The following is a 15217-nucleotide window of genomic DNA, read 5'->3' on the forward strand; positions in this document are numbered from 1 at the left end:
AAACTCCTTATTTCAATGCATTTCCCGCTACTATTATCTTCATTATCTGAGAAGTTCCGCCTGATGGTATATTTGTCACGGCATCCCTCAGGAACCTTCCCACAGGATACTCATTAATGACTCCATATCCACCCATAAGGTCCATTGTTCTCCTTGATGACCTGATGGCAGCTTCCGTTGCAAAATACTTGACCGCCGCCAGTCTGGCTACTGCATCCTCTCCCCTGTCGTATACAGTTGTTGCATTGTAAAGCATTGCCGATGCAGCCTCGTACTCTATCTGGTTTTCAGCTATCATTTCCTGGATTGCAGGAATTTTCACAAGGGGCTTTCCGTAGATTATCCTTTCCTTACCGAACTTGATAGCTTCCTCCAGGCTGCCCTTTATAACTCCTAAAGCTATTGCAGACATTCCCGACCTTCCAAAGTTTCCTATGGTGTGAAGGGCTACTCCTGCTCCTTTACCCTCTTTTCCTATTATTGCATCAGGTCCAAGCTTTACATCCTTGGCAATTGTATCACCTGTAACAGACCCTCTAAGTCCAAGCTTGTGTTCCTTTCTTCCTGCCGAATATCCTTCAGTTCCAGGAGGTATGAGAATAGCACTGAGAATGTTTCTTCCTTTTTCATTGACACCTATCTTTCCAGTCCATATGTTCAGATTAGCTATGTGAGAATTGGTGATAAATACCTTTCTTCCATTAAGAACAAATCCGTCATCTGTCTTTTCAATTGTGGTAGCATGGTTCATCAGATCCGATCCGCCAGTTGGCTCTGTTACTGAAAGACCTCCTATGATTTCTCCTGAACAAAGTTTTGGAAGCCACTCCTTCTTCTGCTCTTCCGTTCCGAAATTGTAGATTGCGGCAGTACACAAGTCATGGGTCATGAGTGTCATTGCAAAGCCTGCACTGTGTCTTGCAACCTCTTCAAGTATTATCGCCCTTTCAGTTATTCCCAGCCCTGCTCCGCCATATTCAGGAGAAACAAACACTCCCAGGAATCCAAGCTCTCCAAACACCTTCACCAGTTCCTTCGGACACCTGTCCTCTTCATCCCATTCAGCTGCATGAGGAGCAATTTCCTTTTTTACAAGTTCTCTTACTACTGTTCTTATCATTTTCTGATCATCGTTATAAAATTCAAACATTGTTTCCCTCCATAATTTACGTACAGTTTTATTATATTTTTAAATATTATAAACTTACTGATAATTGTGTGAGAAGTATAAGCCATCTTAGTAAAAGTAACCTTTTAGAAATAATCTTCAAGTGCCTGATTTTGTAATTTACTTATCAGGAATTCAGTCCCATAACCTCGTCCTTAAATATCCGCTCGTCCATTGTTTTCAGATTCTCGGAAATTATAGGTTCAAAGTCCATCTGATCAAGTATGTCCTTTTGAAGGTCCATTCCCGGTGCTATTTCCGTAAGCATAAGCCCATCTTCAGTCAACTCGAACACCGCCCTCTCTGTTATGTACATTACAGGCTGCTTAACCTTGTTGGCATATTCTCCGCTGAAAGTTATCTGCTGCACTTCATTTACAAATTTCTTGCTTTTTCCTTCATTCAAAATCTTTAGCTTGCCGTCTCCAACGTCTATCTTCAATCCTCCCACCGTGAATGTTCCGCAGAAAAATACCTTCTTGGCGTTCTGGGTTATGTTGATGAAGCCTCCGCAGCCGGCAATCCTTGTTCCGAATTTGCTTACGTTTATATTCCCTCCCATGTCCACCTGGGCAAGACCCAGGAATGCCAGATCAAGTCCTCCTCCATCGTAGAAATCGAACTGGTAGGGCTGGTCAAGTATGCACTCGGGATTTGTTGATGCCCCGAAAGCCGTTCCTCCTGCAGGTATTCCTCCAATGGGACCTGCCTCTACAGTAAGGGTCATGTAGTTTCCTATCCCTTCCTCGTTGGCAACCATGGATATGGCCTCAGGCATTCCTATTCCCAGATTTACTATGGCATCGGGGACAAGCTCCATTGCGGCCCTTCTCCCTATGATTTTTCTCTGATTCATGGGCAAGGGCTTTACATTTCCAACCGGAATCCTCGCCTCTCCCGAAAATGAAGGGTTATACTGTATATCGAAAACCTGCTCGTGGTGTTCGCACATCTCCGAAACAACTATGTAGTCGACGTATATTCCGGGTATCTTTACAAGTCTGGGGTCCAGAGTACCGGCCTCTACAATCTTTTCAACCTGTACTATAACAAGTCCGCCCGAGTTTTTTGCGGCCTGGGCAACTGCTGTGGATTCATAAGTCAGTGCTTCCTTGTTCATTATTACATTTCCTTTTGTATCTGAACTGGATCCACGAAGGAAAGCTACATCTATATCCGGATGCATGTAAATAAGCCTTTCCAGTCCCTCTATCTCTATTACCTTGACAAGATCCTCTGTTGTCTTTTTGTTAAGCTTTCCGCCTTCAATCCTGGGGTCCACAAATGTGTTCAAACCTACATGGGTGATTGTTCCAACCCTTTTGCCCGCTATGTCCCTGAACATCTGTGAAAGTGTACCCTGTGGAAAATTGTATCCCTCGATTTTTTCTTCAATAATCATTTTTCCAATCTTGGGAGCAAGATTATAGTGGCCTCCTATGACCCTTTTGATAAGACCATCGTAGGCAAAATGGTTGATCGACCGGGAGTCCCCGTCGCCTATGCCTGCAGCATAGAAAAGAGTAAGATCCTTCGGAGTCGATGTTTCCTTGTATCTTTCCTCTAAAGCACAGTAAAGCGCTTCCGGCGACCCACAACCTACAAATCCTGTAGCAACCAGCGTTTGGTTGTCCTTAACCAGACTGGCGGCTTCAGCAGCAGTGATTATTTTCATAACATTACCTCCTCATATTATATTTCACTTTCTTGTTTTGTTCTTGACAATCATGAGACAACGTAAATCCTTGGTCATCCACCCCTTCGGATTCATGCAAGTGTTTAGTCAATGATTTATCATAGTCCCATTGAAGCCAACGGTATGCACAGTAGGCCAAGAGCTATGAAAGGTATGATTATCTGAGTTATGGCAATGTCGAAATATCCTTCCTTGTGTGTAAGTCCGCATATAGCAAGCAATGTAATCTGAGCTCCCTGGTGCGGCAATGTATCCAGTGTTCCAGCTGCAATTACTGAAATCCTGTGTACATATTCCAGATTTACTCCCATGTCGATATATGTCTGCTTTAGAGCCTCGTATGCAATACCCAGACCACCCGATGCTGATCCGGCAGCTCCTGCAGCGATAGCTGCGGTTATTGCAACAAACCACATTGGCGACATTTTAAGGTTCTTGAGTCCTGCAATAATATTTCCGAATCCATCAGTCACCCTTACAACTCCTGCAAATCCTACAACTATTGCAGTGTTCAGGATTGCAGTAGCCGAGTTGGCTGCCCCCTTGTTTATAATAGCTATGTAGTTATCGACGCTTCTTATCTTGTTCCAAAGGAACACAGTTGCAGTAATGATTCCAATCATAACCGCACCTTCAACAGGCATCTTTAAAATATTGAAACATAAAAGTATGAGTATTGCAGGTATTGCTGAGAGTATCGGATTTGGAAGCTCGGACGATTCATGTACAGTCTCGTCAATTGGCTTCAAGGTCTCATCATGGAATTCGAATCCTCTCTTCTGAAGGTTCTTTGTCCTGAATTCCAGCCATATGAATATCATGATAAGTTGTCCCAAGGCTGCAGCAGTAGCAGGTATCAGTGCTGCAAGGGAGCCTGTTCCCAAATATCTCATGGGGATTACGTTCTGTATGGCCGGACTGCCGGGTCCACTCATGGACCATGTCCAGGCACCGGCTGATATTGCTGCAGGTATTAACCTTCTCGACACGTTTGTGCTCTTGAAAAGCTGAAGTGCTATGGGGTACATGGCGAAAAATACAACGAATCCGCTGACTCCGCCATATGTCAAAAGTCCTGTGATTATCATTACAACAGGTGCTGCAAATTTGCCTTTTGTAACTTTTACCAGAGCTACTGCAATGGCTTCTGCAGCTTTCGTTTCTTCATAGATTGCACCGAACAATGCACCTACAAAGAATACGAGGAAGAATTTCTGCACATATCCACCAGCTGCAGTCATGTAAGGACCTATCATGGTATCGAACATAGGCAGCCGTGCAAAAACTATCAGGAATACCGAAATCAGGGGACCAAGTATTATTGCGCTCACTCTTCTGAAGGCAAGCACCGAGAATAAAACCAACGAAATTACAATAATTAATATATCAAACACAGTATCCTCCTTAAATTCAAATTATTTGAAGCAAAACAGACATCACAGACCTTTGCAAACGTTTTCCCTCTGTCTAATATACCCCTCTCATCATGTTCCTTTATAGTAACTTTTATAAGCATTCATCTATTTAAATAATACACCAATGAATCGCAACTAGCAATACCGCACTTTTCCAACACATAGTATCAAAACAGCAACAACTCGCGAAAACGTATTCCCGGTTTCAAAATTGCATGTTTGCGGTTTTTTAGTAACCTATGGCTGTTTTCGAAACCATAACACTTGCAAGTACCCTGTTTACAAACGATTCATAAATGTATTATAATTAATCATAAGCAATCATCTATTTGTAAACAAATCCTTTCATCATTCAAAAAGTAATTAAGGGAACTGTTATGAATTCAAAAAAACTGAATACAATGTAAAAAACGATGACAGCATAGTATTTCTTCCAGTAATAGGCGGCGGTTGATAAATATGAATATGGATTGATTAGATTGGAGGATGATTTATGAAGAAAATCTTATTACCTATAGACGGATCCGCAGGATGTCAGAAAGCACTTGATCTGGCAGAAGATATGGCCAAAAAATTCGATAGTACAATAACGGTGTTTAATGTCTATTATTATTTGAATACACAGACAGCCGATGGATTTGTAGTTGAAGAAAACAAGGTCCGAAACGTTGACGTAAATAGAGAAATAGCAAATAAAACGGCTGAGTATTTCAAATCTCGCGGTGTGAAGGCTGACGCAAAAGTCGTTACCGGAGATCCTGCAATGGATATAATAGACGAGGCTGAAAAGGGTTCATATGATCTTGTTATCATGTGTACCCATGGAATGTCTGCAAACAGGAGATTCCTTCTAGGAAGCGTTACAAACAAGGTTGTGCATCATATAAAAGTACCTGTATTGGTAGTTAGATAGCACTTTACCTTCGGCATTACCCACATATAAATGAAACGGCCACCGAAATGTCGGTGGTCGTTTCATTTATATGACGTTCAAGATAATTCCGGCTTCTGGGAATTATCACTCGATTGAACGTCAGATAATTCGAAGGACTCGATGTCCTGAGAATTTTAATGTGATATTATTCATATTTTAGTTCCAGTTTTTCAGCTATTCAATTATGTGAAGAGGTTAATGTTCCCGCAAACAAAATAATACTAAAGCCATGAATACAAACGTCAAAATTTTTTCTTGCATTTCAATTCACCTTCTTATTAAAAGACCTTGAACCAATTTTAACTTATGCCAGATATCAATCACAGCTACAATTATACTCCTGCAAATCTAGAATTACAATAGGATGCTAACATTTGTTTGTACAACGTTGGCTAGCTGCTGCAACTTTATTACAGAAGTTCATTTTGTCATAATAATAACAATTCCCTGAAATTGTTTAGTTGAAAAATTTTTAAAGACCTTTATTTTTATGAAATTGAAATAAAATACAGCTCAAATATTAAAGTACCTTCAGCATTTAGAAACTTAATTCATAGAAATATGATATGAAATCCATACTACAATGAAGGAAACAAAACTGAAATAACCGTCATTGATAAGAACTTGTCAATCAATGCAATTTGATGACGAAGCCAGACATACCAATATTCTCACCTTTTCCCCTACAGTTTAAAAAAAGTTTTGGCTAAAATTATGGGTGAATATTCTAAATTGCCCTTGATTTTAAAGTAACTTCAGCTTGTAAAATAATAAGTGTAATAGTTATCGATAATTATTTTGGGTGTAAGTCTGCAGCTTCGATTGTTAAAAATTTCACTTTTTATTATTTTTTTCACTATGATTGTTAAAAATTTCATAAACTTAAGATGTTTTAGGAGGAATAAACATGAACGAATTCAAAGATAAAGTTGTTGTTATATCAGGAGCTGGTGCAGGAATGGCCGCAGAACAAGCCAAGCATTTCCTTGAAGAAGGCGCATATGTAATAGGACTGGATGTCAATGGTGCCGGGCTTAAAGAAGTGCGTGAGAAAAACATCCAGTACTCGGATCATTTTCTGTCTTATGAAGTGGATATCAGCAAAAAAGACCAGATTGAGACCGCCATCACCGAGGCTACGAAAAACCTTAAACACATTGATGTACTCGTAAATACCGCAGGTGTCTTCGATAAATATACACCGATGATGGATATTGACGAAAAGCTTTGGGATCTTATTCTAAATGTTAATGTCAAAGGAATGTTTATGCTGTCTCAAGCTGTGCTTCCTTATATGCTTGACCAGAATAAAGGCGTCATCATTAATATTGCTTCTGCTGCAGGAGTACGCGGTTCCGGCGGAGGTGTCGCTTATACTGCATCCAAGCACGGTGTGCTGGGCTTGACAAAAAGAATGTCATTTGAGCTTGGTCCCAAGGGAATTCGCGTTCTCGCCGTTGGCCCTGGCAGAATAAGCACTCAAATGAACGAGGGAACTGCAAATCTTATTGATGAGCGCTTGCCTGCGCAAAGAAACGGCAAAGTTTCTGAAATAGCAGACGTAATCCTTTTCCTCGCCAGTGAAAAAGCCGACTATATACATGGTGGAGCCCTCATGGTCGATGGAGGGTGGACAATCCTATAAGGTTAAATTATTAAATCGTCAAAGGAGACAAACATGGAAAAAAACAATATAAATGGCAGGAACATTCTATTTCTAGGTTCCTGGCTCAGTATTTACTTTTTAGCCCTTAATGCAACCTTCAGCATTCTGTCTAAGACCATTGCTGTTGAAAGAAACTGGGATGTCGCATCAATCACAGACACCTATGCACTTTATCTTTTGATATTTTCGGTTGTTGGTATCTTCGCCGGAAAATTTGCGGATAAAAACGGATGCCGCATGAACATGTTCATTGGCGGCATAATCTGTGGCGGTGGCTGGATTCTTACAGGAATGTCATCCAGTGTACTGATGTTCTATATCAACTTTGGTGTCATAACATCAATAGGAGCAGGTATAATGTACAATCCATTACTAACACAGACGCTAAAGTTTTTCCCTGAATCCCGAGGAAAAGCTTCCGGCCTCCTGCTGTCGGCAGCATCTATAGGTCCATTCATTATGGCTCCTGTATTCACCACATCATTTGCTGCTATGGGTGTGCGCACAACCCTGCTTATTCTGGGTATCGTGATTATCGCAATCAATGTAATCTTCTCACCTTTTCAAAAGAAGGCGGAAGTCCAGCCGGGAAAAACTTCATCAACCTTTGCAAGCGATGAAGGACAGTATTCTCCCAAACAAATGTTAAGTTCTGTAACTTTCTATAAGATGCTGTTTATTTTTATGGCTGTAGCATGTGCAGGCAATATGATGATCGGTGTGCTGTACAGCATTGCTCAGAATCAGATTCAGGTGAGTCTAACGACAGCGGCACTGGCTGTTTCCGTTTCCACTATCTCAAACTTCGTCGGACGGTTAAGCTTCGGTGTTATCTATGACAAAATAGGGGCATTCAAATCCCTGATATTAAGTCTTGGCATTACTACCATCGCCATGGTTGCAGTTTCCTTCATAGGAGCCAATATGGCAATTCCATTCTTTGTTGTCATAGCATTTCTTGGATTCGCTTTTGGTGGACCGATGGTAGTATTTCCACCCCTCACCGGCAGAACATTCGGCACCAAATACCTGGGCACCAATTATGGAATTATTTTCCTTGGCTATTCCTTGGCTGGCTTTGTGGGACCAAAGCTTGCAACATTTTTTAACAGCCAATTCGGTGTCTATACCTATGGCTATTATGCAGCAGCCATTCTGGCTGTCCTTGGAATCTTTGTTGTGCTTAACCTGAAGAAAGAACTCGAATCACGGAATCAGTTGGATATTCCCGCAAATACACAATCCAGTTAGCGAGATTTTAATCCCTCCTTCTGATTTATAGATGAATTTCACAACCCCAGCCTCTGCAGCTTATGGTTGCCGGAGACTGGGGTAAGTATAAATATGCTTTCTTTTTTAGAAATGAGGGTTTATACTTAATGTAACAACTTATTTAAGGAGTTTCTATTGTGAATTATAAGATAGGCGATGTAGCCAAGTTATTGGGGATAACTACTGCAGGTTTGCGATATTACGAGAAATTTGGAATTGTAACCCCTAAAAAACAGGAAGGTTCAAGCTTCAGGTATTATGATGTATGGGATATACACATCTTGGTACGTGTCAAGGCCTATAAAAGCCTTGGTTTTTCATTGCAGGAGATAAGCAATATCATCAATTCAAACAACTATATGGATATGCCCGCTTCCCTAACTGGTAAAATGAAGGACCTGGAGGATGCCATCGTTTATAATTTGAATCTCATTAAAAGGGCAAGTCAGCTAAGAGCAATGTATACCGATGCGCAATCGATGAAATACAGGTATCGTATAGAATATTGTCCAGGCATCTATCGAATTAATACACAGGATGAATACAATTTGTATAAGGATAAATCTGTACTTTCACTTGCACACGAATGGATAAGCAAAGCTCCCTTCGTTTTTACTTCAGGACTTTTTCCCAAGGAGGAACTCCAAAAGTGCGGCAGTAATTACAATTTTGGTTTTGGAATAGAGGAAGAGTATGCTGACTACCTCAATGTCAAACCGGATGATCTTGTGAAATACTACCCTCCTCGTCTTTGCGTATATACCGCAATGCCTTCTGATTCTACAACATTGCTTTCTACTGCTCATTTGTCAGGAGCGATGGAGTATATTCAATCGGAAGGACTGAAGCTTGCAGATGATGCCTTTAGTTGTGTATTCGACTTTCACAAGGATGGAGATGTTTATAGAGATTTACATTGCATCTGGTTTCCCGTAGAAGAATAAGATAGAGAAACATGGATGATTTATGGAGTATATCAATAATTGACATACTCCTTTTTTACTGCTTTTTCACCTAGTTCTGAATATACCATCAATGTAAAGATTTTATCCTCTGGTATCTAGTTTATTCAATAAACCTTGGAAGGTATTACTAAATTGGCATACTCCTCCGGCTTCAGAGGATTACTTAGATAATAGCCTTGCATTGCATGGCAACCCAATGACTGTAAAATCATATATTGGGTTTTATTTTCGACCCCCTCTGCAATAACGCTTATTCCTAATTCATTTGCAGTTTTGATTATTCCCTCAATCAATGAGTATGTCGCTTTGTTTTCAATATTATTGGTGAAAAACCGGTCGATTTTAATGCAGTCATATGGGAATAGCAAGGGGTTCTTTAAAGAATTATAACCAGTTCCATAATCATCAATAGTAATTTTGAATCCACTATCTATAAATTTATTTAACAACAGGATAATATTATTTTTGTTCTCGTATATGCATCTTTCTGTTATCTCCAATTCAATCATTCCTGGATCAATATTTCTTTTTTTTATTTCTTTTATTAAATACTTGAAATAAAATTCGTTCGAAAAATCTTTAGGCGATACATTTATTGATATCTTTGTCGAAATGCCTTTCTCATTCCATTCTTCCAATTGGTTGATAACCTTCCTGGTTACCCATTTTGTTATATGGTTAATCAGGTCAGTTTTTTCAACTATATCAATAACTTTACCAATGCTCATGCCCAGATCATCCCATCTCAGTAAAGCTTCAGCTCCAATAATACTGTTATCCCTGATGCTGTATTTAGGTTGATATTCCAGTCTTAGTTCATCATTATTGATCGCATGGTAAATTTGACACATTATATCAAACTCTTCTTGAATGTTAGACGCAAAAGAATCATTGATTATCGACAAGTTGTCTATACCGTCTCCGGAATGCAATAAAATTGTTTTCAAGTTTTTATAAAATGTATCTAGTCTATCACCATTAGCCGGATAATTAACGATACCACATTTTATTTTTATATTAACTGGAATATCATTGATTAAAACCGGGTCATAGAACTCTTCAATAAAATTAATTCCCTTAGCATAAGTATCTTCAGTTCTATAGTTTTCTAATACAATAGCAACTTCATTTGTACACATCGAATACGCTTCATGTTTTCCAAAAATCTTTTCTGCCACTTCTATTACATAATGCAACGCTTTTCTTCCAAATGAATAATCAATATACCTGTTTATTTTAGTTAAATTTGATATTTCGAATACAAAAACAGTAAACTCCTTTATTGACTTGTTATTTATTCTGGAATCAATACTTTCAATTAAAGCATTTAAATTTTTCAATCCAGTAAGTTCATTTATTTTGTTTTTTTCATTTAACATTTTCTACTCCCATATGAATTTTTTTAGATTTAAATAAACATACTTATCCTAAGTCTTTACTTTAAATTCATATGTCTTAAGCTCTTCGATTATTAAATATTCAATTTTTCTAATTGTATTGATTAGAATTCCAATTGATTCTATGCTATCAATATCTAAAACTCCGCCTACCTCTTCAATTGTCAATTCATCAACATAGTATAATGATAAAATCTGCTTCTCTATCGTATTTAAACCTTCAATTTTGCGTGTCAAAACCTCCTTTATGTTTTCTTCTCCCAATGCTTGAAACCGTTTGCTCATTTCATTGTTGCTTGCAAAAAATGAATATTGCAAGTCAAACATTTTGTCAATGTTTGTTTTAAATTGCACTTACTTCCTCCTCATTTAAATCGAATTAATACTCTTCGGTAGTTCAGCCATCATAGATATTACCTTAGACCTGTAACTTTGCGTCCTTACTTTTCAATAAGTTTGCCTTTGTCGGAGGATTTTGTTACACTAAAAAAAAGATACTTAAACAGAATATAATCTGTAAGTATCCCGGATAAATAGCCTGTATATATACCTTCTATTCAAACTTGATTATAAACTATATTATCAATATTTATTTATCAGTTATATAAGTTATAACCGATTTATCTTCCAATAGATTATGCCAAATATCTGATTTGATAATCTTACACTCTAAAATATCCTCTAATTTATTCGTATGCAATTCCATTTGTTTTTCAAAAAAATATTCTCTAGGTTTGATAAAAGCTTCCTCCAAATCAGGGAAAACAGCTAATGACTCTTTCTCAAATCATGTAAGAATTCCTTCTATCAATATATCAATTCTTTTCTCGTCTATATAACGATGACATTCTTGGGCCCTATACCAGTCACCTTTTTTTCTCCTTAGCAATGAATTGCTCAATCTTATTTTTTGAAACTATAACAGGCCTCCTTTCTAAGCCTATTATTACAATAACAAACCATTAATAAAATCAGTTCATTAATGAAGCTAAAATCCATTATTCATTTATCGTAATTATATAAAAAATGAATCAATATGTCAATTGATTTATTAACATACAGTAAAGTTCATATTCGTGTGTATATACAGCTGTCTTGTCTATTGTTTTCAATATTATACTACTTCTTTTTGTTCTCTACAAATAAAAAGATCCACTAAAGCAGCTAATTATTGTTCTCTACCATATTCTATTCCTTAATGTCCTATATTTTTTCAATTCATTAGTATCTACCGATTTCATGGATTTCATTTCCTTTTACAACGCACTCCAAGATTAAAGTTTGCAACTGTACCTATAAATTCCTGGAATTGTGTATTTTTTTCCAATGCAAAGATAGTGTGTACAAATCATACAGCCATATAAACAAAGGTATTTCCATAAAATAACAATTATCAAGTAAAACCAACTATTGCATCGCTAATCGTTTTATTGGCATATAATTTGCATTATCATTAACAAATAAATATCACAGGAGGAAAAGATTTATGAGTTATCAGTTTATTTCACCAACAATTTTGGATAGTGGCATAGGAGCGGTTGAGAAAATTGGAGATTATCTGGAAATGTTCAATTCAGAAAAGGTTATGATAGTGACCGACAAAGGATTAATGACAACAGGACTCGTGGACGATGTGGTTGATTTAATTGAGGACGCTGGTAAAGAAGTGGTTGTTTTCGATGGTGTTTTACCCGATCCACCGGATGTTATGATTGATGAAGCAATAGAATTAGCCAGAGAAGAAGAAGTTGACACTCTCGTTTCAGTTGGTGGAGGAAGTTCAATTGATACCGCAAAAGCAGTGGCTGTTGACCTGTCTAGTCCTGGTGGTTATAGAAGCTACTATGGCAAGTTTAATGTTATACCCGGACCAATAATGCCGCATATTTCAATTCCTACAACGTCCGGAACAGGTAGTGAGGTAAGTGCATTTGCTGTTATTTCGGATACTGCAGCAGAAAAAAAGGAAGGCTTGATTGCCGCTACAATTTGTCCGACAGTAGCACTCGTTGACGCCAATATGACTATATCCATGCCTCCTCATATTACAGCGGCAACTGGTGCGGATGCCTTGACTCATCTGATGGAGACATGTACAACTACTGCATGCAGCCCGATAACGGATGGGCTTGCATTGGAGGGTACGAAACTGTTATACAAGTATCTTCCAATGGTTGTCAAAGATGGAAAAAATATTGAGGCAAGACAGAAGGTTGCAGATGCATCTGCAATGGCTGCAGTAGCTTTTTCCATGGGTATGTTCCATTTGCCTCATGCCATTGCTCATGCAATTGGAGCAAAATGGCATATTCCCCACGGTGTAGCATGTGCATGGGGATTGGTTTACGGACTGGAATATGTAGCAGAAACAGTTCCGGACAAGATCAGGGACTTCAGCAATATATTCGAAGTTGACGGATTTGAAACAAAACCAATCGAAGAATTAAAATCAGATCTCAGAGATAAGATGATTATGTTTTTTGAGGAAATCAACATTCCTAAACTGTCCACATTTGAACATGCCAAAGAAGATGAATTTGAAAAAGTTGTAGCTGCATGTGAGGTTGAAATGGAACTGTTGGGACCATATGCAAGGAAGGCTCCAACTAGAGAATTTTTCTTTGAAACGATAAAAAAATCCTTTAAATAAAAATATTAAACTGAAATAAAGAGGAGTAGTTAATGAATAAAATATATAGAATCAACATGAGAAGCAAGGAAATAAAAGAAGATATGTTTGACAGTTCCATGCTTTTAGGAAATAGAGGATTGACGGCTAAAATAGTGTCCGAGGAAGTAAATCCAACATGCGATCCCTTGGGATCCGGAAATAAACTTGTCTTGGCTACTGGTATACTGGCAGGTTCTGGAGTTACTACAACAGGCAGATTGTCCTTTGGCGGTAAAAGCCCACTGACAAATACCATTAAAGAATCCAATGTAGGCGGAAGTGCTGGAGCTGAAATGGCAAAGCATGGCATAAAAATGTTTGTTATTGAGGATCAACCGGAAACAGACACTTGGTATATTTTAAGAATAGATGAAAACAGCAATGTATCTCTTGAAGAAGGCACAGATTATCAGGGCTTCAATTCATACAAAACAACGGAGATGCTTAAGGAGAAATATGGTTCTAAATCATCAATCTGTGTTATTGGTAAAGCAGGAGAAAGAAAACTACTGTCTGCTTCAATACAGGTGACTGACAATTCGACAGGGCATCCTGCTAGAGCGGCCGGTAGAGGTGGCCTTGGCGCTTTGATGGGTTCGAAGGGTTTGAAGGCAATCGTTTTAGAAAAAGCCAAATCAAGAAACAAATTGGAAATAGTTGATAAAGATAAGTTTAATGAAGGCAAGAAAAGTATAATTAATTTCATTAAAGAAAGTCCGATAACAGGAGTAGGGTTGGCTTTGTTGGGAACAATGGCTTATGTGGATGTTACTGCTGAATCAAATATTATACCAGTTAATAATTTCAGCGGTAAAATGATCAATGATGAACAAAAAGAAAAAATATGTGCAAATGCTTTCGCAGATAGGGCAAAAATGCATGGCGGAAGATCCGGAGTAGCTTGCCAGCCAGGTTGCATAATCAGATGCTCGAATATTGTAAATAATGAGCAAGGAGAAATGATAACTTCAGGGCTTGAATATGAAACGGCAGCTTTGTTCGGACCCAACTGTGGTATTTATGACTATGACTTTTTGGTAGAAGCAGATAGAATATGTGATGAGTTTGGTGTAGATACTATTGATGTAGCAAATGCAGTTGCAGTTACAATGGATGCAGGTGAGCTTGAATGGGGCGACAAGGAAGCAGTACTAGACTTGTTGAAAGAAATGATTGAAGGCAGCTCAGAACTTGGTGTGGCAATAGGAAACGGTACAGCTGCAACAGGTGAGTTGTTGAAGCATAATAGAGTACCTGTCTGTAAAAACCAGGGATTGGCAGCATATGATCCAAGGAACCTGCAAGGGATGGGAGTTCAATATGCGTCCTGTACCCAGGGAGCTGACCACACCGGAGGACATCCAATGACAGTTGAGGGTGTAGATCATACTAATCCTGAAGGTCAAGTTGATCTGATGAAAAACATTCAGGTTCCTACGGCACTTTGTGACAATCTAATGTGTTTATTTGCTTTTACGGCATTGGCTACTCCGGAAGCCTTGGAAGCTATTGCGAAATCCATTGAAGGTGCACTTGGTATAGAATGCGATGTCGACAGATTGATGCAAATTGGAGTAGAAACAATAAAAATGGAAAGGGAATTTAATGAAAAGGCGGGATTCAGGCCGGAAGATGATGTATTGCCGGAATTCTTTTATAAAGAGAAAAATGCCTCAGGAAACGTCTTTGGAGTTAAGAAAGAAGAACTTGCAGCAATGTGGAAATAATTGTTAATAAATTATGCGGAATATTGTTAATCAATAATCCGCTTTTTTTAGGAGGATTTATGTATTCAGTAAACAATGTCAATTATAAAGTGGAAAATAATATTTCTTTGAAATCAATAGTAAACAGATACGAAAACTCTACCATTACAAGTCAAATAAAGGGATTCGCAAATTATATTATATTGAATAAAAAAAAGATCAAGAGAAATGAATTAGATGATATAATTATTAAGGATGGCGATGTAATTGTAATCATACCATTCGTAGGGGCAGGATAAATCGAAAAGAGGGATGATAGTAATTGAT

The 15217-nt window shown here is 38.3% G+C and carries 12 protein-coding genes and 1 riboswitch; of the genes, 7 read left to right on the plus strand and 5 right to left on the minus strand.

What is annotated here, in order from left to right:
- Positions 1–7 precede the first annotated feature (7 nt).
- The 3 genes from BUB05_RS13025 to BUB05_RS13035 all read right to left on the minus strand — a co-directional run bounded on the left by BUB05_RS13025 (position 8) and on the right by BUB05_RS13035 (position 4258).
- Positions 8–1150 carry an acyl-CoA dehydrogenase family protein gene (locus BUB05_RS13025; protein WP_073050058.1) on the minus strand — a complete coding sequence of 381 codons (1143 nt, stop codon included), beginning with the start codon at positions 1148–1150 and terminating at the stop codon, positions 8–10.
- A 145-nt stretch (positions 1151–1295) separates the two neighbouring features.
- Positions 1296–2843 carry an acyl CoA:acetate/3-ketoacid CoA transferase gene (locus BUB05_RS13030; protein WP_073050059.1) on the minus strand — a complete coding sequence of 516 codons (1548 nt, stop codon included), beginning with the start codon at positions 2841–2843 and terminating at the stop codon, positions 1296–1298.
- Between the two features lie 119 nt (positions 2844–2962).
- The gene (locus BUB05_RS13035) at positions 2963–4258 is read right to left on the minus strand and encodes a GntP family permease (RefSeq protein WP_073050060.1); all 1296 of its coding nucleotides are present in this window, start codon (positions 4256–4258) and stop codon (positions 2963–2965) included.
- 514 nt (positions 4259–4772) lie between these two features.
- On the opposite strand from BUB05_RS13035, the gene BUB05_RS13040 reads away from it, so the two are divergent.
- From BUB05_RS13040 to BUB05_RS13055, 4 genes are all read left to right on the plus strand, one after another.
- Complete coding sequence (locus BUB05_RS13040) at positions 4773–5192, plus strand: universal stress protein (protein WP_073050061.1); 420 nt, start codon at positions 4773–4775, stop codon at positions 5190–5192.
- Positions 5193–6120: 928 nt separating this feature from the next.
- A complete protein-coding gene (locus BUB05_RS13045) occupies positions 6121–6858 on the plus strand; it encodes an SDR family NAD(P)-dependent oxidoreductase (RefSeq protein WP_073050062.1) in 738 nt (245 codons plus the stop codon).
- 33 nt (positions 6859–6891) lie between these two features.
- The gene (locus BUB05_RS13050; RefSeq protein ID WP_073050063.1) at positions 6892–8130 is read left to right on the plus strand and encodes an MFS transporter; all 1239 of its coding nucleotides are present in this window, start codon (positions 6892–6894) and stop codon (positions 8128–8130) included.
- A 158-nt stretch (positions 8131–8288) separates the two neighbouring features.
- Positions 8289–9095, plus strand: coding sequence for a MerR family transcriptional regulator (locus BUB05_RS13055; protein ID WP_073050064.1), 807 nt, complete (start codon positions 8289–8291; stop codon positions 9093–9095).
- A gap of 125 nt (positions 9096–9220) precedes the next feature.
- Here BUB05_RS13055 and BUB05_RS13060 read toward each other — a convergent pair whose 3' ends face one another.
- Positions 9221–10495 carry a GGDEF domain-containing phosphodiesterase gene (locus BUB05_RS13060; RefSeq protein ID WP_073050065.1) on the minus strand — a complete coding sequence of 425 codons (1275 nt, stop codon included), beginning with the start codon at positions 10493–10495 and terminating at the stop codon, positions 9221–9223.
- A gap of 48 nt (positions 10496–10543) precedes the next feature.
- Positions 10544–10867 (minus strand): sigma factor-like helix-turn-helix DNA-binding protein, encoded by a 324-nt coding sequence (locus tag BUB05_RS13065; protein WP_073050066.1) that lies wholly within the window; start codon positions 10865–10867, stop codon positions 10544–10546.
- Positions 10868–10901: 34 nt separating this feature from the next.
- A riboswitch (cyclic di-GMP riboswitch) is annotated at positions 10902–10984 on the minus strand.
- Between the two features lie 1015 nt (positions 10985–11999).
- Here BUB05_RS13065 and BUB05_RS13070 point away from each other — a divergent pair.
- The 3 genes from BUB05_RS13070 to BUB05_RS13080 are packed head-to-tail and all read left to right on the plus strand — an operon-like array spanning position 12000 to position 15189.
- Positions 12000–13163 (plus strand): iron-containing alcohol dehydrogenase, encoded by a 1164-nt coding sequence (locus BUB05_RS13070; RefSeq protein ID WP_073050067.1) that lies wholly within the window; start codon positions 12000–12002, stop codon positions 13161–13163.
- A gap of 32 nt (positions 13164–13195) precedes the next feature.
- On the plus strand, positions 13196–14911 hold the full coding sequence (locus tag BUB05_RS13075; RefSeq protein WP_073050068.1) for an aldehyde ferredoxin oxidoreductase C-terminal domain-containing protein: 1716 nt from the start codon (positions 13196–13198) through the stop codon (positions 14909–14911).
- Positions 14912–14970: 59 nt separating this feature from the next.
- Positions 14971–15189, plus strand: a complete 219-nt coding sequence (locus BUB05_RS13080) for a ubiquitin family protein (protein ID WP_073050069.1) — start codon at positions 14971–14973, stop codon at positions 15187–15189.
- Positions 15190–15217 lie beyond the last annotated feature (28 nt).

The organism is Dethiosulfatibacter aminovorans DSM 17477 (assembly GCF_900142005.1).
Classification (GTDB): Bacteria; Bacillota; Clostridia; order Tissierellales; family Dethiosulfatibacteraceae; genus Dethiosulfatibacter; species Dethiosulfatibacter aminovorans.